The sequence below is a fragment of the Streptomyces filipinensis genome (genome assembly GCF_014649495.1).
Classification (GTDB): domain Bacteria; phylum Actinomycetota; class Actinomycetes; order Streptomycetales; family Streptomycetaceae; genus Streptomyces; species Streptomyces filipinensis.
Map to the genome: position 1 here is coordinate 282,369 of NZ_BMTD01000006.1, position 19,853 is coordinate 302,221.

A 19,853-nucleotide genomic window follows, 5' to 3' on the forward strand; every position below is an offset into this window, starting at 1 on the left:
GTCGGCGCAGAATGGGAATGTGATCTTCCGCGGCGGGCGGGCAGGCGGTCGGGCAATCCCGTGGCGGCCCTCGACCGTATACAGAGGTGTGTCGGGTTTCCGGTTCCCCGTGAGCCGCCTCCCGGACGAGGCTCTGCTGTCCGGGCTGGCCACCGGTGACCCGGAACTCGCGGTCATCTTCGTACGGAGATTCCAGCACCGGGTCTTCGGAGTCGCCATGGCGGTCACCCGTGATCAGCAACTCGCCGAGGACGTCGCCCAGCTGACGTTCGAGCGAGCCTGGAGGCATGCCCAGATCTACGACTCGCGCCGCGGCTCGGTCGCCACCTGGCTGACGACCATCGCGCACAACCTGGCCGTCGACGCCGTCCGCGCGCGCCGGACCGAGCCGATGGCGTCCGAGGACCTCGACGCCCTCCTCGATGCCGTCACCGCGACCCCCGAGCAGTGGGCCCTGGCCGACGAGGCCTCCTCGCAGCTGCGGGCCGCCGTGGCGCGACTGCCACGGGAACAGGCGCGGGCCCTGGTGATGGCGGGCATCTACGGGCTGACGGCCCACCAGATCGCCGAGCGGGAGGGGATCCCGCTGGGCACCGCCAAGACCCGGGTCAGGGCCGCGATGGCGAAGCTGCGCACCACCCTCGTGTCTCCGCAGCGAGGCGACCATGTCCAGTGACTGGAACTGCGACAAGCTGCGGGAGATCGGCGCCGAGCTCGCACTGGGCGTGCTGTGCGGCAGCGAGCGGGCCGAGGCGGTCGCCCATCTGGACGGGTGCGCGGACTGCCGGGAGTACATCCGGCAACTGACCCTGGTCGGCGACCGGCTGATCGGCCTGCTGCCGGACAGCGACCCGCCTCCCGGCTTCGAGACCCGGGTGGCGCGCAGGCTGGCCCAGCAGGCGGCCACGCAGGAGGGCCCCGCAGGCGCGCGCGCGGCCGGCCGGGCGACCCGGAACTTCCGTGGCCGGGCCCGCCGGGCCCGGATGCGGCTCGCCGCGGTCGCCACCACGCTCGCGGTCGCCGTCGGGTTCGCCGGCTGGGCGGTGGGCACCGCCGTCCAGCAGGTCACGGTGAGCGCGCCCGCCACCGTGTCCGAGCCCATGCTGATGGGCGACATGATCGCGGCCAGCGGCCGGCCGGTCGGCGAGTTCTACGCCCACCCCGGAAGCCCCGGCTGGATCTTCATGTCCGTCGATCTCGCCGGGCGCCGCGGCTCCTACACCGGAACGGTCGCCTGTCTCCTGGAGCGTGCGGACGGCAGCATGGTCAACGTCGGGAACTTCTCCGTGCGCGGCGGCCGCGGTGACTGGGGCGTGGGAGCTCCCGGCGACCTCTCGGCCGTCCTACGCGCCCGGCTGACCTCTCCGGACGGCACCGTCCTCGCCACGGCTCATCTGGAGAAGGGCCATGTGGTCGAGCCGGAGGACACCTGAGACACGGCGCGTCCGGCTCACGGACGGCGCGCCGGGGGCAGCGTCGCCGCCAGGGCGGCGGCGAGTTCGGCGACCGTGGGCCGGGTCGCCGGTTCAGGCCGCAGACAGGCGTCGACGGCGGCGGCGAGCGCGGGCGGCAGACGCCGCCGGGAGGCGAGGGGCGGGGCGGTCCCCTCCGTCTGCGGACCCCGGTCGTCAGGGTCGCCGGTGCCGTCGTGCCGGTCGTACGGGTCGTCCCGGCCGCCGGTGACGCCGTCGTCCGTCCCGGCCTCGGCCCCCGCCCCGGTCCCGCCGCGGCGGAACGGCGTCTCGCCGCACGCCACCTCGAACAGCGTGACGCCGATGCCCCACACGTCGGCGGCGGCCGTGAGCGGACCGCCGCGCGCCTGCTCAGGAGCCCTGTAGCCGAACGTGCCCAGCTCGGCGGGCGCCGGCCCGGGCGGCCGCGCGAGGCTCAGGTCCAGCACCTTCGCATGACCGCGCTCGACCACCACGTTGGCCGGTTTGAGGTCCAGGTGCAGCAGGCCCCGGCCGTGCAGATAGTGGACCGCGGAACACAGCTGCGTGCCGAGCAGCGCCACGTCCGCCGCGGCCGGCCGGCGCCGCAACCGGTGCACGAGGTGGGACAGCGTCTCACCGGTCAGTGTCTCCAGGACGACGACCGGCTCGGGCGACGTGACGACGTCGTAGCCGCGGACCAGGTGCGGATGGCTGAACTCCCGCAGCCACCGGCCCTCCCGCAGCATCCGCTCACCCAGCCGCGCCTCGCCCCGCCGGTCCGTCCGCACCAGCTTGAGCACACAGCGGCAGGCCCGTTCCTCGCTCCAGGCGTCGTAGACGTCCTGCCAGCCGGTGCGCGTCAGATGCGCCAGGACCTCGTACCCCGGCGCCGGCCTCGCGCCCGGCGGGAGGGGCTCCGGGCCGCTCATGACAGCACCGTGCCCGCGCTGAGCCGGTGCAACCGGGCGTACGTCCCCTCCACGCGGAGCAGATCCGCATGAGCGCCGGTCTCCACCACCCGGCCGTGGTCGAGCACCACGATCCGCGTGGCGTCGCGGACGGTCAGCAGGTTGTGTGAGATGACGACGGTGGTCCGCCCGGCCATGAGCCGGCGCAACGGCTCCATGATCCGCCGCCCGGAGCGGGCGTCGAGCCCCGTGGTCGGCTCGTCCAGCAGCAGCACCGGCGCGTCCCTGATCATCGCGCGGGCGATCGCCAGGCGCTGGCACTGCCCGCCGGACAGCGTCCGGCCGCGCTGGCCGACCAGCGTGTCGTAGCCCTCCGGGAGCCGCTCGATGAACTCGTGGGCGTCCGCGGCACGGGCCGCCGCGACGACGTCCGCCTCACCGGCACCGGGCCGGCCGTAGGCGATGTTCTCGCGCACCGTGCCGTGGAAGACGAGCGTCTCCTGGAGCACCACCGCGATGTTCTCCCGTACGTCGGTCGGGCTCAGCTCCCGCAGGTCCGAACCGTCGAGCAGGACCGCGCCCCGGTCCGGGTCGTAGAAGCGCAACTGGAGCTTGGCGACCGTGGACTTGCCGGCGCCGCTCGCCCCGACCAGCGCCAGGGTCTCCCCGGGAGCCACCCGGAAGGAGACGTCCGACAGCGCCCACGAGGAGGTACCGGGGTAGCGGAAGCAGACGCCGTCGAACTCCACCTCGCCCCGCGCACGGCCGATCCGCCGGGCGCCCGGGGCGTCGACGACCTGCGGGCGCTGGTCCAGCAACTCGATGATCCGCTCGGCCGAGGCGGAGGCCGCGTAGAAGGTGGTGCCGAGCCCGGACAGGCCGTGCACCGGGCCGTAGAGCTTGCCGATCAACGCGAGGAACACCAGCAGTCCGCCCAGCGTCAGGTGCCCCTGCGCCAGCTTCCAGGTGCCGAGGCCCAGCACCGCGAGAACGCCCGTCACCTCGATCATCTCGACGAGGGGCCCGTAGACGGAGCGGATCCGCGCCGAGGCCATCGCCGCCCGGAACCTTCCGACGTTCTCCCGCTCGAACCGGCGCTCCTCCCACCCCTGCCGGTTGTACGCCTGGACCAGGGCGACGTTGCCGAGCGCCTCCTCGGCGATCGCGCTGAGAGAGCCGCTGCGCCGCCTGCGCTCCCGCGACGCGGCCTTGATCAGCCGCGAGAAGTGCCGGGCGGCGACCCAGAACAGCGGCACGATGGCCAGGGCCAGCAGGGTGAGGTCCCACCGCAGGTAGAGCAGCAGGCCCAGGAAGACACCCAGCTGGACCACGTAGTAGAGGATGTCCGCCACGCCTGAGAGCAGGAACGTCTCCACCGCGTCGACGTCCCCCGTGACGCGGGACAGCACGTCGCCGAGTCGCCGGCGTTCGAAGAAGCCGAGCGAAAGCCCCTGCACGTGCCGGAACACGTCGGAGCGGAGGGAGAGCAGGAAGCGCTCGCCGACCCAGGTGGACAGCACGTCGTCGGCGAACCCCAGGATCCCGGAGAAGACGACGAGCCCCAGGTAGGCCGGCGCGATCCACAGCAGCGGCCGCAGGTCGCGGGGGACGAGCACACCGTCCACGACGATCTTGAAGAGCCAGATCTCGGCGGCGTCCACGACCGGGCCGAGCAGGCTGAAGAAGAAGACGGGCACGAGCCAGCGACGGCCGCCGCGCGTGTAAGGCCAGAACCGCCGGAACACCGCCCGTGGGGAGACAGGTGGCGCGGCGTCGACGACGGCGTCGGAGGTGTCCCCGACCGACAGCAGACGCCGCAGGAGATGCGCCATGGGATGCGTCCCTCGGGGATCGGAGGATCGGGGAAGCGGGCCCGGGTCCTCCGGCCCCGGGCCCGCTCAGCCTTGTGTGTTCAGTAGCCGCCGTGGCCGCCGTGGCCGCCGTGGCCACCGTGGCCACCGTGACCGTGGTCGCCGTGGCCGTGGTCGCCGTGACCGTGACCGTGGTCGCCGTGGCCGTGGTCACCGTGGTCGTGACCGTTGCCCGAGAAGTCGTGGCCCGACGAGTCATCGCCGTGATCCCGGCGCATGGCCGGGAAGAGACTGCTGAAGATAGCCATTGCGTTCCTCCCGAAACTTGCTGCACACGAGATACGTGTCAGGGCGCACATCGGATGGCTGTTTCCGGAAGAAATTCCATTTTCAACCCAGTCGTGCGGCCAGGCCCCCCGTGCACCGCACCTCGTCACCGGCCGTGATCAGCAGCGCCTCCACCCCGGGCAGCGTCTCCAGCCACTCCAGCCCCGCCCGCGAACCCATCGCGAACGCCGCCGTGGCCCAGCAGTCCACCCAGGTCAGCCGTGGCCCCACCACCGTCACCGACACCAGGTCCGTGACCGCCGGCCGGCCCGTCCGCGGGTCCACGATGTGCGCGCCCCGCTCGGCCGTGCCGGACGTCGCCACCGACAGTTCGTCCGCTCCCGCGGCCGAGATCACCGCCGCCAGCCCGCCCGGACGCAGGGGGTCGGACACGCCGACCCGCCACGGCCGGTGCGGCTCCGGCGCACCCAGCATCTGGACGTCCCCGCCCCCGTTCACGCTGACCCCGCGCACCCCGGCCACCTGCGCCAGCAGCCGTGCGGCCCGCTCCACCGCCCAGCCCTTGACGATGCCGGTGGGGTCCAGCGCGCCCCGGTAGCGCGGGCTGAACCAGCCGTCGCTCCTCCGGTCCGCCTCGGCCGCGAGGTCCAGCACCTCCGCCACCTCCGGCGCGCACTCCGCCACGGTCAGCTCCCCCCGGGCCAGCCGCGAGACCTGGCTGTCCTCCCGGTAGGTGCTGAAGACCGCGTCCGCCCGGTGCAGTCCGGCCACCGCTTCGGCGAGCGCCTCGCGTACCGCACGCGCATCCCCGCCGCGGACGTCGAAGGAGAAGACGGTCCCCATGACCTCCTCCGCGTGACGCACCGCGGCGGGAGCCTCGGCAGGCCCGGCCACCGTGTCAGCCACCGGCCTGGTCCAGCGCGGACTGCAGCGACTGCTTGTAGCCGGTGCTGGTGTAGGTGGCGCCGGAGACGGCGTCGATGTCCGCGTTCCCGGCCGCGACGGCCTCCTGGTTGAGCTTGGGTACCGCCATGGCCGTCTTCTGGTCGCTGAGGCCGCCCTTGGGCGCCTGTACGGCCTCCGCCTCGGTGACCTTGCCGCCGGCGACGGTGACGCGCACCTGGACGGGCCCGTACTGGGTCTGCGTGACCTTCCCGGTGACCGTGCGCGCCTGGGCGGCCCCGGCGGCCCCGCCGGTGGACGCCGACGACGGCTTCACCTTGTCCAGCGCCGACTGCAGCGACTTCTTGTACCCCGTGCTCGTGTACGTCGCCCCCGACACCGAGTCGATCCGCGCGCTCTGCGCCGCGACGGCCTCCTGGTTGAGCTTGGGTACCGCCATGGCCGTCTTCTGGTCGCTGAGGCCGCCCTTGGGCGCCTGCACGGCCTCCGCCCTGGTGACCTTGCCGCCGGCGACGGTCAGCCGTACCTGCACGGTCCCGTACTGCGTCTGCGTCGCGTCGCCGGTCACCGTGCCGGAGCCGGTGGAGGCCTGCGTGCCACCCCCGGTGCCGCCCTGCGGTGACTGCTGCGCCGCCGCGCCCACCGCCGACGCCGAGGCCGGATCGGACGCCGGCTTCAGCGACAGCAGCAGGACGACACCGGACACGGTGGCGGCCGTGGCCAGGACGACCCGCCGGATCGGGTGGCTCTTCCTCATGGCTTCGCAGCTCCTGCTCACATCTCGAACGACTCGTGGTGGATGCGGCGGGCGGGGACCCCCGCGCCGCGCAGCGCCTCGTACACCGACTGCGCGAACCCGGCCGGGCCGCACATGAACACGTCGTGGTGGTCGATGTCCGGGATCTTCCGCTGGAGGTTCTCCGCGGAGATGTCCGGCCGCTCGCCCTCCGGGCTGTTCACCGCGTACATCAGCCGGGCGCCCCGCTCGTCGGCGATCTTCGCCAGCTCGTCCCACAGCGCCAGGTCCTGGGTGCTGTTGGCCCGGTAGAGCAGGGTGATGTCACCGGCCGCCCCGGGCAGCGTCTCGAACAGGGCCCGCATCGGCGTGATGCCCACCCCGCCCGCGACCAGCAGCACCTTGCCCCGGCTGCGGCGCTGCGCGGTCATCGCGCCGTACGGGCCCTCCGCCCACACCCGGGTGCCGGGCGTCAGCTCGCGCAGCCGGGCACTGTGGTCTCCGATCGCCTTCACCGTGATCCGCAGCATGTCCGGGCGGGGGGCCGCCGACAGCGAGTACGGGTGCGAGCTGAAGCGCATCCCGGGAGCGAGGAACCGCCAGCGGAAGAACTGCCCCGCCTCCGCGCCCATCCGGTGCAGCCTCCGCCCGCCGATCAGCACCGACACGATGCCCGGCGTCTCCTCGATGACCGCCTCCACCCGCATGCGGTGACGGAGGTTCAGCCGGATCGGGGTGAGGATGCGGTACCAGACCACCAGCGCGGTGACGGTGCCGTACAGCCCGTACCAGAAGGTCTTGGCGGTGGGTTCGACCGCGAAGTCGTTGCCGGTGGTGATCTGGTGCCAGAACGTCAGGAACACCGCGGCGTAGGTCAGCAGATGGACGTGGTACCAGGTGTCGTACGGCAGCCGGCGGCGGATCCCGCCGACCGAGCTCAGGCCGATGAGCACGAACAGACCGGTGCCGATGGCGGCCTTGCCCATGTCGGGCAGCTGGTTGATGGAGTCGATGGTCTGCTGGACGATGTCGCCGAGCGACTTGCCCGCCTGGAGCGCGTACCCCCACATGGTCAGGAACACATGGGCCACGATCAGGCAGAGCGTGTAACGGCCGCTCATCGCGTGCCAGCGGGCCACCCGGTCCGAGCCGACCCGCCGCTCCAGCGCCGGTACGCGCGCCATCTGGAGCACGACCAGGGCCATCAGATAGCCGGCCAGCAGGCCGGTGATGCGGCCCGCGTTGAGGATCTTGCTGTTGTCGTCGGCGATGGACGGTGTGTTGTGCCACCAGAGCCACAGCACGGCCGCCGCGCCCGCCCAGACGGCGAGCAGCAGCGGGACGGCCGGTGAGCGGCGCGGGCGGATGCGGCGCATCGTCTGGCGGCGGGCGGCACGTCCGCCTGCGAGCGTGGTGGTCACGGTTCCTCCGTGGGGACTTGACCCTTGGCCCAGAGATACGTGTCGCATGCGCTGAGTGTTCAGAACCCCGCCGAGTCCAGCGCGGACTGGAGTGACCGGCGGTAACCGTCGCTCGTGTACGTCGCTCCCGAGACGGCGTCGATCCGCGCGCTCTGCGCGGCCAGTGCTTCGCGCCGCAGCTGGGGCAGGGCGTACCCGTTGATCTCCTGGTCGCGCGGGTTGTCCTGCGGGTACCGCACCGCCGTCACGTCCGTGAGCCGGCCGCCCTGCACCGTCACCCGCACCTGGACCGGTCCCCAGCGGGTCTGGACGGTGTCGCCGGTGGCGCTCCCGGCGGTGCCCTGGCCGGAGCCGGCCGACGGCCTCGAACCGCCGGACGCGGCCGGGGGCTTCGCGCTGGCCGACGCCAGCGTGGGAGCCGTGTGCGGCTTCAGCGACAGCAGCAGCACCATTCCGGAGACGGTCGCGGCACTGGCCAGCACGATGCGGCGCAGCGGACGGCTCTTCTTCAACGCGTGCACTTTCGGGCCCTCACAGTTCGAACGACTCGTGGTGGATACGACGGTCCGGCACCCCGGCCGCCCGGAGCGCCTCGTACACGTCCCGCGCGAAGCCGTCCGGCCCGCACAGGTAGACGTCGTGGCCGGCCAGCCCGGGGAAGGTCGCGCGCAGCGACTCCGCCGTGAGGGGCGGGCGCTCGCCCCCGGGACCGTTCAGCGCGTACAGCACCTGTGCGCCGCGCCAGCGGGCGATCGCCTCCAGCTCGCCGCCCAGCGCCAGGTCCTCGACCCGGCGCGCCCGGTACAGCAGGGTGACCTCGCCGGGCAGCGTCTCGAACAGTGCACGCAGCGGGGTGACCCCGACACCGGCCGCGATCAGCAGGCAGCGGTGGCCGGCGGCACGGTCGGCGGTCAGCGAGCCGTACGGACCCTCCGCCCACACCCGGGTGCCGGGCCGCAGCAGCGCGACGGCCGCGCTGTGGCCGCCGAGCGCCTTGACCGTGATGCGCAGGCGGTCCGGGCGCGGCGGCGCGGACAGCGAGTACGGCGTCGACGTCCAGCCCAGGCCCGCGCCGAGGAACCGCCAGCGCAGGAACTGCCCCGGCCGCGCGCCGAGTTCGTCGAGGTGCCGCCCGCGCACGACGACCGAGTACACCCCCGGGGCCTCCTGGTGCACCGACTCCACCCGCAGCCGGTGGCGCCGGTTGAGCCGGACCGGGGCGAGGATCCGGAACCACAGCACCAGGGCCGCGACGCCCAGGTAGAGCGCGTACCACAGGGCGGTCGCGACCGGCTTGCCGTTGAACTCGTTCCCCAGCGTCAGCTGGTGGAAGAAGGCGAGGAAGACGGCCGCGTACGTCAGCAGGTGGACGTGGTACCAGAACTCGTGGCTGGTGCGGCGGCGCACCGCCCGGGCCGAGGTGATCCCCACCGCGCACAGGATCACCGTGCCGGCGGTGGCCTTGAGCATGTCCGGGTAGTCCAGGACGACGGTCACCGTCTCGTGCCAGAACGAGGCCCGGTCCTGCGCCGCGTACCCGGCGAGGACCAGCACGGTGTGCGCGACGAGCAGGCAGACCGTGTACCGGCCGGCCATCGCGTGCCAGCGGGCCACCCGGTCCGAGCCGATCCGCCTCTCCAGCAGCGGCACCCGCGCCATCAGGCCGACGAGCACCGCGCAGGCGTACCCGCACAGCAGCCCGGCGATCCGCCCGGCGCCGGTCAGCCAGCCGGCCGTACCGACCACGGATCCGGTGTCCGCCCACCAGAGCGCGGTCACGGCCGCCGTCCCCGCCCACAGCACGGCCAGCACGGGCCCCGCGGGGGAGCGCCGTGCGGTCACGGGCACGGGCGGGGCCGCGTGCCGCGCGTCCACGGTGGTCATCAGTCGCTGTCCCTTCGTCCGGCGTACCTGGTCCGGCGTACCGGGCCACTGTGCGCGGCGAAGCTCTGAACCACCTCTGAGAGCCCCCCTGACCAGGCATTTCAAAGGAGACTCAGAGGAGATTCCCAGCCCGCGTTCAGCAAGCGGGTGAGCGCACTCACAGAAAACTCAGAGGGTGGGCGGTACGTCCCACTCCGCCACCTGGGTGATGCTGGTAGGCGCGATGAACACCACCCGTTCCGGCCGCCCGGCCCTCACCCGCCCCGACGGCACCCCGCTGCGCGTCCTCGTCGTCGACGACGACCCCGACCTCGCGGAGGTGCTCACCGGTGCCCTGCGCTACGAGGGCTGGGAGGTGCGCGCGGCCGGCGACGGTGTCTCGGCCCTGACCACCGCGCGCGAGTTGCTGCCCGACGCCGTCGTCCTGGACGTGATGCTCCCGGACACCGACGGCTTCGCCGTGCTGCGCCGCCTGCACGGGGTGAAGCCCGACGTCTGTGTGCTCTTCCTCACGGCCCGGGACGCGGTCGAGGACCGGATCGCGGGCATCACGGCGGGCGGCGACGACTACGTCACCAAGCCCTTCAGCCTGGAGGAGGTCGTCGCCCGGCTGCGCGGCCTGCTGCGCCGGGCGGGCATGGCGCGTCAGCTGGAGGAGGGGCCGCGCCTCGCCGTGGGCGACCTGGTGATGGACGAGGAGGCCCGGGAGGTCACCCGGGCCGGCGAACTGATCGAACTCTCGCCCACGGAGTTCGAACTGCTCCGCTTCCTCATGCGCAACCCGCGCCGGGTCCTGAGCAAGGCGCAGATACTCGACCGGGTGTGGTCGTACGACTTCGGGGGCCGCGCCCATGTCGTGGAGCTGTACATCTCCTACCTGCGCAAGAAGGTCGACGCGGGTCGCGAGCCCATGATCCACACCGTGCGCGGTGCCGGCTACGTCCTGAAGCCGGTGACCAAGTGAGCCGGCTGCCCCGCCCGCCCCGGCCGGCGTGGCCCCGCACCCTGCGCGCCCGTCTCACCGCCGGCCTGGTGGTGCTGCTGGCGGTGAGCTGCGCGGCCGTGGGCCTGGCCGCCGTCGTCGAGCTGAACGGCTTCCTCACCCAGCGCCTGGACGAGCAGCTCGCCCAGGTCGGCACCCGCTTTCCCGAGAGCCTGGAACACAACGGCAGGCTGCCGGACGATCACGACGGGGACGAGCACGGTGACACCCGCCGGATGGCGACCGGCACCTTCGGGGCGCGCCTGCTGAACGGCCGGGTCACCAACAAGGGCCTCATCCGGGGCGGTGACCCGTCCGCCGACCTGGGCGTCGGACTGACGGCCCGGGACAGCGAACGCCTGGCCCGGGTGCCGGCCGACGGCCGGCCCCACACCGTCGAACTGTCCGCCCTGGACGACTACCGCGTCATCGCCTCCGCCGGCCGGGACGGGGACGTGCTGATCGTCGGCCTGCCGCTGGAGCCGGTGCAGGCCACGGTCCACCGGCTGGAACTGGTCGCCGCGAGCGTCTTCGGCCTGGCCCTGGTGGTGACCGGCGTGGCCGGGGCCCTCTGGGTGCGCTGGTCGCTGCGGCCGCTCAGCCGGGTCGCCGCCACCGCCACCCGGGTCAGTGAGCTTCCGCTGGCCAGCGGGGAGGTGGCGCTGCCGGCGCGCGCTCCGGACGCCGACCCGGACGGTGAGGTCGGCCGGGTCGCCGGCGCCTTCAACCGGATGCTCGGCCATGTCGAGGACGCGCTGACCAAACGGCACGCCAGCGAGGAGCGGCTGCGCCGCTTCGCCGCGGACGCCAGCCACGAGCTGCGCACCCCGGTCGCCTCGGTCCGTGGCCACGCCGAACTGGCGCTCCTGCATCCGGGCCCGGTACCCCCCGAGGTGACCCGCGCCCTGCACCGCATCACGGCCGAGTCGGCCCGCATGGGCGAGATGGTCGACGACCTGCTCCTGCTGGCCCGGCTCGACGCCGGCCGGCCCCTGGAGCGCCGGCCCGTCGACCTCACCCACCTGGTCCTGGACGCGGTCACCGACGCGCGCGCCACCGGCCCCGACCACCGCTGGACCCTGGACCTGCCGGAGGAACCGGTGACGGTCCCGGGCGACGCCCACCGCCTCCACCAGGTGGTGGCCAACCTGTTGGCCAACGCGCGGGCGCACACACCCGTCGGCACCAAGGTGACGGTGACGCTGCAGGCCGGCGCCGACGCGGCCGTCCTGTCCGTCCACGACGACGGCCCCGGCGTCCCCGAGGGCGTCCAGCCCGATGTCTTCGAGCGCTTCACCCGGGCGGAACACCGCCGCCGAGCCGGCGCTCCCGGCGGCGGGGCGGGCCTGGGCCTGTCGATCGTGGCGGCGGTGGCGGAGGCGCACGGTGGGACGGTGGGCCTGGAGAGCAGCCCGGGCTCCACGACGTTCACGGTCCGTCTTCCGGCCTGAGCGGACGCGAGCCCGTGCCGGCATCCCGGCTCCGCCGCGCGGGCGGACCGCACGTCAGTACCGGGTGAGAGCTGTGGCCCCGTCCACGGTCCCGATGGCGACATGCACCTGTTTCCCGGGCACCACCCACCGCAGGATCCGCTCCATCGCGTCCTGGGGCACGGACACACAGCCCGCCGTGGCCCCCGTTCCGTTGACGTGCAGGAAGATGCCGGCGCCGCGCCCGCGTACCGGCTTGTCGTAGTTGAAGCCGATCACGAGCGCGTACGTGTACTGCGTCGAGTACGAGACGAGGTGCTCGGACTCCGTTTCCCGGCAGTCGCCCGGCAACGGATCCACCCATCGGTTGTACGACGTCGAGTCGTTGTCCTGGCACCACCACGAACTGTCCTTCACGGCCCGGTACTCGATGCTCGTCCCGCTCGGAGCCGTCTTGATCCCGAAGCCGAACGGGACGCTGTACAGCCCCGTCGGCGTGGTGTTCGTGCCCTGGGTACGCGAGCCGCCCTCGACGAGGCCGTTCGCGCCGAACCGTGCCGGTGCCGTACCGGTCTGCACCCACTGCCCGTCCTTCAGGTCCCACCAGGTGAGCGTGCCCGAGGTGGAGTCGGCGCGGTCCGCCTGCGCGGTGATCAGCTGGCTGCCGCCGCCGGTGTCCGCCATCCGCGCGGGCAGAGGATCGGAGGCGGCACGCGCAGGGGCACCGAGCAGCGCGAGCGAGGAGGCGGACACAAGGGCGAGTACGACACCGGGGCGCATGGCTCAGACGGTAGACGGCGGAAGCGGCAACGGCAGCCCGGGTAGTCCGTCCAGGCTCGTCCCGACGTGCTCCTTCTTCTCGAAGTAGGCGCCCAGCGAGGCGTCGTCCTCGCGGGCGAAACGCTTTCCGTGCAGGTCGCGGTCCTCCTCGTACGCCATGTAGGGGACGGCGTATCCGCAGGTGTCGCGCACCAGTTCGGCGTGCACCACGATGACCGCGCGCAGGCCGTGCGCGGTGTGGTCGATGTCCGGGAAGTGGGCGAGCAGTTCTCCGAAGCGCGGGTCGTCGCGGAAGACCGGCTCGCCCCGGCCGTGCACGCGCACGATGTTCGGGGGGCCCTGGAAGGCGCACCACATCAGGGTGATGCGGCCGTTCTCCCTGAGGTGGGCGATGGTCTCCGCGTTGGAGCCGGCGAAGTCCAGGTAGGCGACGGTCAGTCCGTCGATCACGGCGAAGGAGCCCCGCAGGCCCTTGGGGGAGAGGTTGACCGTGCCGTCGCCGGCCAGCGGGGCGGTCGCGGTGAAGAAGACGGGCTGCTCCTCGATGAACGTCCGGAGCCTGCCGTCGATGCGTTCATAAGTCTTTCCCATGTCTAACGATTATCGGGGCAACTCCTTCACCCGTCTGAGGAATTCCGGAAGAGGCCGCCGTCCGGGCCCGCCGAGGCCGCCCGACCGGGGGCGGCCACGGCGGGCTGCCGCCTCACCGCGTGAGCGTGCAGGCGGCCAGGGGGGCGAGGCCGGTGGGTTTGGTGGTGGTGCGGCCGATGGCGATGGCGATGCGGTCGATGGTGGAGGCGCGTTTGTCCTTGAGGGGTCCGAGGATGGCGTTGTCGACGAAGTGGGGTCCGCCTTGGCCGACGCTGGTTTGCAAGCGCTTGTTGGCTTCTTGGATCTGGGTCTGGAGGAGGGCGAGGTTGCGGTCGACCTCGGCCCGGGCGGAGGCGGGCACGGCGGGCAGCCGGGAGGCGACGTCCGGGCAGGCGATCGTGCCGGGACTCGCCAGGGTGCGGGCCTGCGCGGCGCCGTCGCTCCGCGCGGGGGTTTTGGCGAGGGCCGAGCCGGCGATCACCGCGCCGGACAGCGCCACGGCGGCGGCACCGCCGATGAGTGCCACGCGACGCCTGTCGTGCTTCGGAAGAGCCCTGGACATACGGATGCCTCACTTGGGTCGGATCGATGTGCGGACCACGCGGCGCCTGCGTTCGGCAGGAGATACGAGAAAGCGGTTGCATCCGTTCAACCCCTGCCCCTGATCGATCACCCCGCCCTTGATTGACGAATCATGCAGAGTTCTGCATACTCATGCATGACAGCAAGTGCAGTGTGAGGAGAAACCCGTGACCGAGCGCGTCGTACTCGCCTATTCGGGCGGTCTGGACACCTCCGTCGCCATCGGCTGGATCGCCGAGGAGACGGGCGCCGAGGTCATCGCCGTCGCGGTGGATGTCGGTCAGGGCGGCGAGGACCTGGACGTCATCCGCAAGCGCGCCCTCGCCTGCGGTGCCGTCGAGGCCGAGGTGGCCGACGCCAGGGACGAGTTCGCCGACGAGTACTGCCTGCCCGCGATCAAGGCCAACGCCCTCTACATGGACCGCTACCCGCTGGTCTCGGCCCTGTCCCGGCCCACGATCGTCAAGCACCTGGTCGCCGCCGCGAAGAAGCACGGCGCCACCACGGTCGCCCACGGCTGCACCGGCAAGGGCAACGACCAGGTCCGCTTCGAGGCGGGCATCGTCGCCCTCGCCCCCGACCTGAAGTGCATCGCCCCGGTCCGCGACTACGCCATGACCCGGGACAAGGCGATCGCCTTCTGCGAGGCCAGGCAGCTCCCGATCGCCACCACCAAGAAGTCCCCGTACTCCATCGACCAGAACGTCTTCGGACGCGCCGTCGAGACGGGCTTCCTGGAGGACATCTGGAACGCCCCCGTCGAGGACATCTACGAGTACACCGCCGACCCCGCCGTCCCGCGCGCGGCGGACGAGGTGGTCGTCACCTTCCAGGAGGGTGTCCCGGTCGCGATCGACGGCAGGCCCGTCACCGTCCTGCAGGCGATCCAGCAGCTCAACGAGCGCGCCGGCGCCCAGGGCGTCGGCCGGATCGACATGGTCGAGAACCGGCTCGTCGGCATCAAGTCCCGCGAGGTGTACGAGGCCCCGGGCGCGATCGCCCTGATCACCGCCCACCAGGAGCTGGAGAACGTCACCGTCGAGCGCGAACTCGCCCGCTACAAGCGGCAGGTCGAGCAGCGCTGGGGCGAACTCGTCTACGACGGCCAGTGGTTCTCCCCGCTCAAGCGCGCCCTCGACGGCTTCATCGACGAGGCCAGCCGGCACGTCAGCGGTGACATCCGGATGACCCTGCACGGCGGCCGAGCGGTCGTCACCGGCCGGCGCTCCGAGTCGTCGCTGTACGACTTCAACCTCGCCACCTACGACACCGGCGACACCTTCGACCAGGCCGCCGCCAAGGGCTTCATCGACCTCTACAGCCTGTCGTCGAAGATCGCCGCCCGGCGGGACCTCGCGTGAGTACGGTGCCTACGGTCCGCACATCCACCCCCTCTCTAGGAGCAGCGCAAGTGAGCAGCAACAGCGGTGACGTACGGCTCTGGGGCGCCCGTTTCGCCGACGGTCCCGCCGAGGCCCTGGCCAAGCTGTCCGCGTCCGTCCACTTCGACTGGCGGCTCGCGCCGTACGACATCGCCGGCTCGCGTGCCCACGCGCGCGTGCTGCACAAGGCGGGACTCCTCACCGAGGACGAGCTGACCCGCATGATCGCCGGGCTCGACCAGCTGCAGGCGGACGTGGCCTCCGGCGCCTTCGTGGGCACCGTCGCCGACGAGGACGTGCACACCGCCCTGGAGCGTGGCCTGCTGGAGCGCCTCGGCCCCGACCTCGGAGGCAAGCTGCGCGCCGGCCGCTCGCGCAACGACCAGGTGGCGACCCTCTTCCGGATGTACCTCAGGGACCAGGCCCGCACGATCGGCGGCCTGATCGCCGACCTCCAGGACGCCCTGATCGGCCTCGCCGAGGCTCACCCGGACGTGGCGATGCCTGGCCGCACCCACCTGCAGCACGCCCAGCCGGTGCTCTTCGCCCACCACGTCCTCGCCCATGTGCAGCCCCTGTCCCGGGACGCGGAGCGCCTGCGCCAGTGGGACGACCGCACGGCGGTCTCCCCGTACGGCTCCGGCGCCCTCGCCGGCTCCTCGCTGGGCCTGGACCCGGAGGCGGTCGCGCGGGACCTCGGCTTCGAACACGGCAGCGTCGGCAACTCCATCGACGGCACGGCCTCGCGTGACTTCGTCGCCGAGTTCGCCTTCATCACCGCGATGATCGGCGTGAACCTCTCCCGGATCGCTGAGGAGATCATCATCTGGAACACGAAGGAGTTCTCCTTCGTGACCCTGCACGACGCGTTCTCCACGGGCTCGTCGATCATGCCGCAGAAGAAGAACCCGGACATCGCCGAGCTGGCGCGCGGCAAGTCCGGCCGGCTCATCGGCAATCTCACCGGTCTCCTCGCGACCCTGAAGGCCCTGCCCCTCGCGTACAACCGCGACCTGCAGGAGGACAAGGAGCCGGTCTTCGACTCCTGCGACCAGCTGCAGGTGCTGCTTCCCGCCTTCACGGGCATGATCGCCACCCTGACGGTCAACCGCGAGCGCATGGAGGAACTGGCCCCGGCCGGCTTCTCGCTCGCCACCGACATCGCCGAGTGGCTGGTCAAGCAGGGCGTGCCGTTCCGCGTGGCGCACGAGGTCGCCGGCGAGTGCGTGAAGGTGGCCGAGGCCGAGGGCAAGGAGCTGGACGACCTCACGGACGAGCAGTTCGCGAAGATCTCCGCGCATCTCACCCCCCAGGTGCGGTCCGTCCTCAACGTCCCGGGTGCCCTCGCCTCCCGCAACGGCCGTGGCGGCACGGCGCCGAGCGCGGTCGCGGTCCAGCTGACCGAGGTCAAGGCGGACGTGGCGGCCCAGCACGAGTGGGCGCGGGCCAGGAAGAAGAGCTGAGCCGCGGCGCCGCTCAAGCCACAGCGCACCCGCAGCCGCCGACGCACCGCACGAACCCGGCTCTGAGGCGAAGGTCATCACGGGTTACGTTGGTCGGGAGCCGTACCGGAGCCGACCGAACGGAGCCCGCGATGCCCTTCGCCCGCCTGGCGACAGCGACAACCCCCACCTGCCACATCGGACTGGGCCTCGCCGCGGTCGGCCGCCCCGGCTACATCAACCTCGGCCGCGACGACGACCTCGGGGACGACCGCAGTGTCGACACGCTGCGCACCCGCAGCCACCAACTCCTCGACGCCGCGTACGCCCAGGGCGTCCGCTACTTCGACGTCGCGCGTTCCTACGGCCGTTCGGAGGAGTTCCTCGCCGACTGGCTGAACGCCCGTCCCCAGGTGAACGACGTGGTCATCGGCAGCAAGTGGGGCTACACGTACACGGCGGGCTGGTCGGCGGACGCCGAGACGCACGAGGTCAAGGACCACGGCCTCGCCACCTACGAGCGGCAGCGCGCCGAGACCGACGCACTGCTCGGCGACCGGCTCGACCTCTACCAGATCCACTCGGTGACCCCGGACAGCCCGGCCCTGACCGACAAGGACCTGCACGCCCGGCTCGCCGAGGCCGCCGCCCAGGGCCTGACCATCGGCTTCTCCACCAGCGGCCCCGCCCAGGCCGACGCCGTCCGCGCCGCGCTCGCCGTGACGGTCGACGGCGAGCCCCTCTTCCGTACCGTCCAGTCGACGTACAACGTGCTGGAGACCTCGGCGGGGCCCGCGCTCGCCGAGGCGCACGCCGCCGGGCTGACGGTGATCGTCAAGGAGGGCATGGCCAACGGCCGGCTGGCCGCGCCGCACGCACCGCAGGCGCTGCGGGCCGTCGCCGAGGAGACGTCCCTGGGCTGCGACGCCGTGGCCCTCGCCTGGATCCTGCGTCAGCCCTGGGCCGGTGTCGTCCTCTCCGGCGCCGCGACCGTCGCCCAGCTCGCCTCCAACCTCCACGCTCCCGTCGTCGATCTCGACGCGGACCAGCTGACCCGCCTCGCCACGCTCGCCGAGGACCCGCGCGCCTACTGGGAGCGGCGCGGACAGCTGCCCTGGCACTGACGATCACCCGCTCTGACCAGCGGTAATGAGTCACCCATGCCTATTGTGAGACATTGATGTCTCATGTGGGCTATCCTTGTCTCATGGCCCTCGACCGTGACCACGTGCTGCGCAGCGCAGCCGCCCTGCTGACCCGCAAGTCCACCGCCACGATGGACGAGGTCGCCAAGGCCGCCGGGATCAGCCGTGCCACGCTGCACCGCCACTTCGCCGGCCGGGACGCTCTCGTACGGGCGCTGGAGGCGCTCGGCATCGCCGAGTGCGACGCCGCCCTTGACCGGGCCCGCCCGGAGGAGGGGGCCGCCGCCGACGCCGTACGCCGGCTTCTCCGCGAGATCCAGCCGGCCGCCGGGCTGCTCGCCTTCCTCTACGGCGAGAACCAGCTGTGGGAGGGCGAGCGGCAGCACGACGGCTGGCAGCGGCTCGACGCCCGGATCGGCGCCCTGTTCCAGCGCGGACAACAGGCCGGCGAGTTCCGCATCGACCTCACCCCGGTCTGGCTCACCGAGGCGCTGTACGGCCTGATCGCCTCGGGCGCCTGGGCCACCCTGGACGGCCGCGTGGCCGCCCGCGACTTCCCGACCATGATCGCCGAGCTGCTGCTCGGCGGTGCTCTGCGAAGAGAGGAATCATGACCAGCACCCTGCAGCCGGCTCGCGCGGCGGAGGTGGAGAAGCGCCCGGGCCGCTGGCTCGCGCTCTCCGTCCTCGTCCTGGCCGTGCTGCTGGTGGCCGTCGACGCCACCGTCCTCGGCCTGGCAACCCCGTACATCAGCGAAGACCTCAACCCCTCCGGCACCCAGCTGCTGTGGATCGGTGACGTCTACTCCTTCGTCATCGCCGGTCTGCTGGTCTCCATGGGCAGCCTCGGCGACCGCATCGGCCGCAAGCGGATCCTGCTCGGCGGCGCCACGGCGTTCGGCGCGCTGTCCGTCCTGAACGCCTACGCGACGACTCCCGAACTGATGATCCTGGCGCGGGCCCTGCTCGGTGTCGCGGGCGCGACCCTGATGCCCGCGACCCTCGCCCTGATCCGCAACATCTTCCACGACGCACGCGAACGCAGCCTCGCCGTCGGCGTCTGGGGCGCGACCGCCTCCGCCGGCACGGCCGTCGGCCCGATCACCGGCGGCTTCCTCCTCGAACACTTCTGGTGGGGCTCGGTCTTCCTGATCAACCTGCCCGTGATGGCGGTCCTGGTCCTGGTCGGCATCCGCACCCTGCCCGAGTCCCGCAACCCGGACCCCGGCCCCTGGGACCTGAGCAGCGTCGTGCTGTCGCTGGTCGGCATGATCGCCCTCGTGTACGCCGTCAAGGAGGCCGCGACCCACGGCCTGACCTGGACCACGTGCGCCGCCGGCCTGCTGGGCGCCGCCGCGCTCTACGGCTTCGTGCACCGCCAGCTCACCATGCCGTCCCCGCTGCTGGACATGCGTCTGTTCCGGCGCCGTGGCTTCAGCGGTGCGGTCCTCGCCGACCTGCTGACCGTGCTCGGCATGTCCGGCCTGGTGTTCTTCCTCTCCCAATATCTGCAACTCGTCCAGGGCAGGCGCCCGTTCGAGGCGGGCCTGGCCGAACTGCCCGCCGCCGTGGGCGCGGTGGCGGCCGGTCTGGTCGCGGGCCGCGCCGCGCGCCGCTTCTCGGTGCGGGCCGTGGTCTCAGGCGGTCTGGCGGCCGTCGGCCTGGCCCTGGCCGCGCTCACGACGCTCGGCCGGTCCACCGGCTACCCGGTCCTCGGCGCCGCCCTCCTGGTCGTGGGCATCGGCGCGGGCCTCTCCTTCACGGTCACCGCGGACGTCATCCTCTCCAGCGTGCCCAAGGACCAGGCAGGCGCCGCCTCGGCGGTCTCCGAGACGGCGTACGAACTGGGCGCGGCTCTCGGCATCGCCCTCCTGGGCTCCATCGTGACGGGCGTCTACCGCGACTTCGCCGGCCCCACGGGCACCCCTGCCACGGCGCACGAGTCACTGGGGGCGGCGGTGGAGGCGTCGGCGCACATGCCGCAGCACGCGGCCGGGCAGATGCTCGACGCCGCCCGTGCCTCCTTCGTCCACGGCCTCCAGCTGGCCTCGGGCGCGGGAGCGGTGGTCCTGCTGGGGACGGCGGCGGCGGCGTGGTTCCTGCTGAAGGGCCAGCGACTGGAAAGCGCCGGGTGAG

At 72.5% G+C, this 19,853-nt stretch carries 20 protein-coding genes; 9 read left to right on the forward strand and 11 right to left on the reverse strand.

The window, feature by feature from the left end:
* The first annotated feature begins 88 nt into the window (after positions 1-88).
* Together IE244_RS16715 and IE244_RS16720 are read left to right on the forward strand one after the other, a co-directional pair.
* The gene (locus IE244_RS16715; RefSeq protein WP_191874314.1) at positions 89-676 is read left to right on the forward strand and encodes an RNA polymerase sigma factor; all 588 of its coding nucleotides are present in this window, start codon (positions 89-91) and stop codon (positions 674-676) included.
* Positions 666-1,433 (forward strand): hypothetical protein, encoded by a 768-nt coding sequence (locus tag IE244_RS16720; RefSeq protein ID WP_191874315.1) that lies wholly within the window; start codon positions 666-668, stop codon positions 1,431-1,433. Before IE244_RS16715 ends, IE244_RS16720 begins: the two co-directional genes overlap by 11 nt.
* 17 nt (positions 1,434-1,450) lie before the next feature.
* On the opposite strand, the gene IE244_RS16725 is transcribed toward IE244_RS16720, so the two are convergent.
* The 8 genes from IE244_RS16725 to IE244_RS16760 all read right to left on the reverse strand — a co-directional run bounded on the left by IE244_RS16725 (position 1,451) and on the right by IE244_RS16760 (position 9,384).
* Positions 1,451-2,362, reverse strand: coding sequence for a serine/threonine-protein kinase (locus IE244_RS16725; RefSeq protein WP_191874316.1), 912 nt, complete (start codon positions 2,360-2,362; stop codon positions 1,451-1,453).
* Positions 2,359-4,173 carry an ABC transporter ATP-binding protein gene (locus tag IE244_RS16730; protein WP_191874317.1) on the reverse strand — a complete coding sequence of 605 codons (1,815 nt, stop codon included), beginning with the start codon at positions 4,171-4,173 and terminating at the stop codon, positions 2,359-2,361. The genes IE244_RS16725 and IE244_RS16730 overlap by 4 nt, the downstream gene beginning before the upstream one ends.
* An 80-nt stretch (positions 4,174-4,253) precedes the next feature.
* Positions 4,254-4,460, reverse strand: a complete 207-nt coding sequence (locus IE244_RS16735; RefSeq protein WP_191874318.1) for a hypothetical protein — start codon at positions 4,458-4,460, stop codon at positions 4,254-4,256.
* An 82-nt stretch (positions 4,461-4,542) separates the two neighbouring features.
* A complete protein-coding gene (locus IE244_RS16740) occupies positions 4,543-5,346 on the reverse strand; it encodes an FAD:protein FMN transferase (RefSeq protein ID WP_229854155.1) in 804 nt (267 codons plus the stop codon).
* On the reverse strand, positions 5,339-6,100 hold the full coding sequence (locus IE244_RS16745) for an FMN-binding protein (protein ID WP_191874319.1): 762 nt from the start codon (positions 6,098-6,100) through the stop codon (positions 5,339-5,341). The genes IE244_RS16740 and IE244_RS16745 overlap by 8 nt, the downstream gene beginning before the upstream one ends.
* Positions 6,101-6,117: 17 nt before the next feature.
* Entirely contained in the window at positions 6,118-7,500 is a 1,383-nt protein-coding gene (locus IE244_RS16750; protein ID WP_191874320.1) for a ferredoxin reductase family protein, read from the reverse strand.
* 59 nt (positions 7,501-7,559) lie between these two features.
* On the reverse strand, positions 7,560-8,021 hold the full coding sequence (locus tag IE244_RS16755) for an FMN-binding protein (RefSeq protein ID WP_191874321.1): 462 nt from the start codon (positions 8,019-8,021) through the stop codon (positions 7,560-7,562).
* A 10-nt stretch (positions 8,022-8,031) separates the two neighbouring features.
* Positions 8,032-9,384: a ferredoxin reductase family protein gene (locus IE244_RS16760; RefSeq protein WP_191874322.1), complete on the reverse strand. Its 1,353-nt coding sequence runs from the start codon at positions 9,382-9,384 to the stop codon at positions 8,032-8,034.
* A 223-nt stretch (positions 9,385-9,607) separates the two neighbouring features.
* Between IE244_RS16760 and IE244_RS16765 the strand changes: the two genes are divergently transcribed.
* Entirely contained in the window at positions 9,608-10,348 is a 741-nt protein-coding gene (locus IE244_RS16765; RefSeq protein ID WP_191874409.1) for a response regulator transcription factor, read from the forward strand.
* Positions 10,345-11,817: a sensor histidine kinase gene (locus tag IE244_RS16770; protein WP_229854156.1), complete on the forward strand. Its 1,473-nt coding sequence runs from the start codon at positions 10,345-10,347 to the stop codon at positions 11,815-11,817. Before IE244_RS16765 ends, IE244_RS16770 begins: the two co-directional genes overlap by 4 nt.
* Positions 11,818-11,871: 54 nt before the next feature.
* On the opposite strand, the gene IE244_RS16775 is transcribed toward IE244_RS16770, so the two are convergent.
* From IE244_RS16775 to IE244_RS16785, 3 genes are all read right to left on the reverse strand, one after another.
* Positions 11,872-12,576: a L,D-transpeptidase family protein gene (locus IE244_RS16775; protein ID WP_191874323.1), complete on the reverse strand. Its 705-nt coding sequence runs from the start codon at positions 12,574-12,576 to the stop codon at positions 11,872-11,874.
* A gap of 3 nt (positions 12,577-12,579) precedes the next feature.
* Entirely contained in the window at positions 12,580-13,167 is a 588-nt protein-coding gene (locus tag IE244_RS16780) for a pyridoxamine 5'-phosphate oxidase family protein (protein ID WP_191874324.1), read from the reverse strand.
* A gap of 112 nt (positions 13,168-13,279) precedes the next feature.
* Positions 13,280-13,693, reverse strand: a complete 414-nt coding sequence (locus IE244_RS16785; RefSeq protein ID WP_229854157.1) for a hypothetical protein — start codon at positions 13,691-13,693, stop codon at positions 13,280-13,282.
* A 223-nt stretch (positions 13,694-13,916) separates the two neighbouring features.
* On the opposite strand from IE244_RS16785, the gene IE244_RS16790 reads away from it, so the two are divergent.
* The 5 genes from IE244_RS16790 to IE244_RS16810 all read left to right on the forward strand — a co-directional run bounded on the left by IE244_RS16790 (position 13,917) and on the right by IE244_RS16810 (position 19,852).
* Complete coding sequence (locus IE244_RS16790) at positions 13,917-15,110, forward strand: argininosuccinate synthase (RefSeq protein WP_191874326.1); 1,194 nt, start codon at positions 13,917-13,919, stop codon at positions 15,108-15,110.
* Positions 15,111-15,160: 50 nt separating this feature from the next.
* Positions 15,161-16,594, forward strand: coding sequence for an argininosuccinate lyase (argH, locus tag IE244_RS16795; RefSeq protein WP_191874327.1), 1,434 nt, complete (start codon positions 15,161-15,163; stop codon positions 16,592-16,594).
* Positions 16,595-16,725: 131 nt separating this feature from the next.
* The gene (locus tag IE244_RS16800) at positions 16,726-17,697 is read left to right on the forward strand and encodes an aldo/keto reductase (RefSeq protein WP_191874328.1); all 972 of its coding nucleotides are present in this window, start codon (positions 16,726-16,728) and stop codon (positions 17,695-17,697) included.
* Positions 17,698-17,780: 83 nt separating this feature from the next.
* Entirely contained in the window at positions 17,781-18,332 is a 552-nt protein-coding gene (locus tag IE244_RS16805) for a TetR/AcrR family transcriptional regulator (RefSeq protein WP_191874329.1), read from the forward strand.
* Entirely contained in the window at positions 18,329-19,852 is a 1,524-nt protein-coding gene (locus IE244_RS16810; RefSeq protein ID WP_191874330.1) for an MFS transporter, read from the forward strand. The genes IE244_RS16805 and IE244_RS16810 overlap by 4 nt, the downstream gene beginning before the upstream one ends.
* Position 19,853 lies beyond the last annotated feature (1 nt).

What these genes read in the sequence shown, in the direction of transcription:
- IE244_RS16720 (WP_191874315.1), top strand. Translation starts at nt 666, where the DNA reads ATGTCCAGTGACTGGAACTGCGACAAGCTGCGGGAGATCGGCGCCGAG.
- IE244_RS16725 (WP_191874316.1), bottom strand. Translation starts at nt 2,362, where the DNA reads ATGAGCGGCCCGGAGCCCCTCCCGCCGGGCGCGAGGCCGGCGCCGGGG.
- IE244_RS16730 (WP_191874317.1), bottom strand. Translation starts at nt 4,173, where the DNA reads ATGGCGCATCTCCTGCGGCGTCTGCTGTCGGTCGGGGACACCTCCGAC.
- IE244_RS16735 (WP_191874318.1), bottom strand. Translation starts at nt 4,460, where the DNA reads ATGGCTATCTTCAGCAGTCTCTTCCCGGCCATGCGCCGGGATCACGGC.
- IE244_RS16745 (WP_191874319.1), bottom strand. Translation starts at nt 6,100, where the DNA reads ATGAGGAAGAGCCACCCGATCCGGCGGGTCGTCCTGGCCACGGCCGCC.
- IE244_RS16760 (WP_191874322.1), bottom strand. Translation starts at nt 9,384, where the DNA reads ATGACCACCGTGGACGCGCGGCACGCGGCCCCGCCCGTGCCCGTGACC.
- IE244_RS16765 (WP_191874409.1), top strand. Translation starts at nt 9,608, where the DNA reads ATGAACACCACCCGTTCCGGCCGCCCGGCCCTCACCCGCCCCGACGGC.
- IE244_RS16775 (WP_191874323.1), bottom strand. Translation starts at nt 12,576, where the DNA reads ATGCGCCCCGGTGTCGTACTCGCCCTTGTGTCCGCCTCCTCGCTCGCG.
- IE244_RS16780 (WP_191874324.1), bottom strand. Translation starts at nt 13,167, where the DNA reads ATGGGAAAGACTTATGAACGCATCGACGGCAGGCTCCGGACGTTCATC.
- IE244_RS16800 (WP_191874328.1), top strand. Translation starts at nt 16,726, where the DNA reads ATGCCCTTCGCCCGCCTGGCGACAGCGACAACCCCCACCTGCCACATC.
- IE244_RS16805 (WP_191874329.1), top strand. Translation starts at nt 17,781, where the DNA reads ATGGCCCTCGACCGTGACCACGTGCTGCGCAGCGCAGCCGCCCTGCTG.
- IE244_RS16810 (WP_191874330.1), top strand. Translation starts at nt 18,329, where the DNA reads ATGACCAGCACCCTGCAGCCGGCTCGCGCGGCGGAGGTGGAGAAGCGC.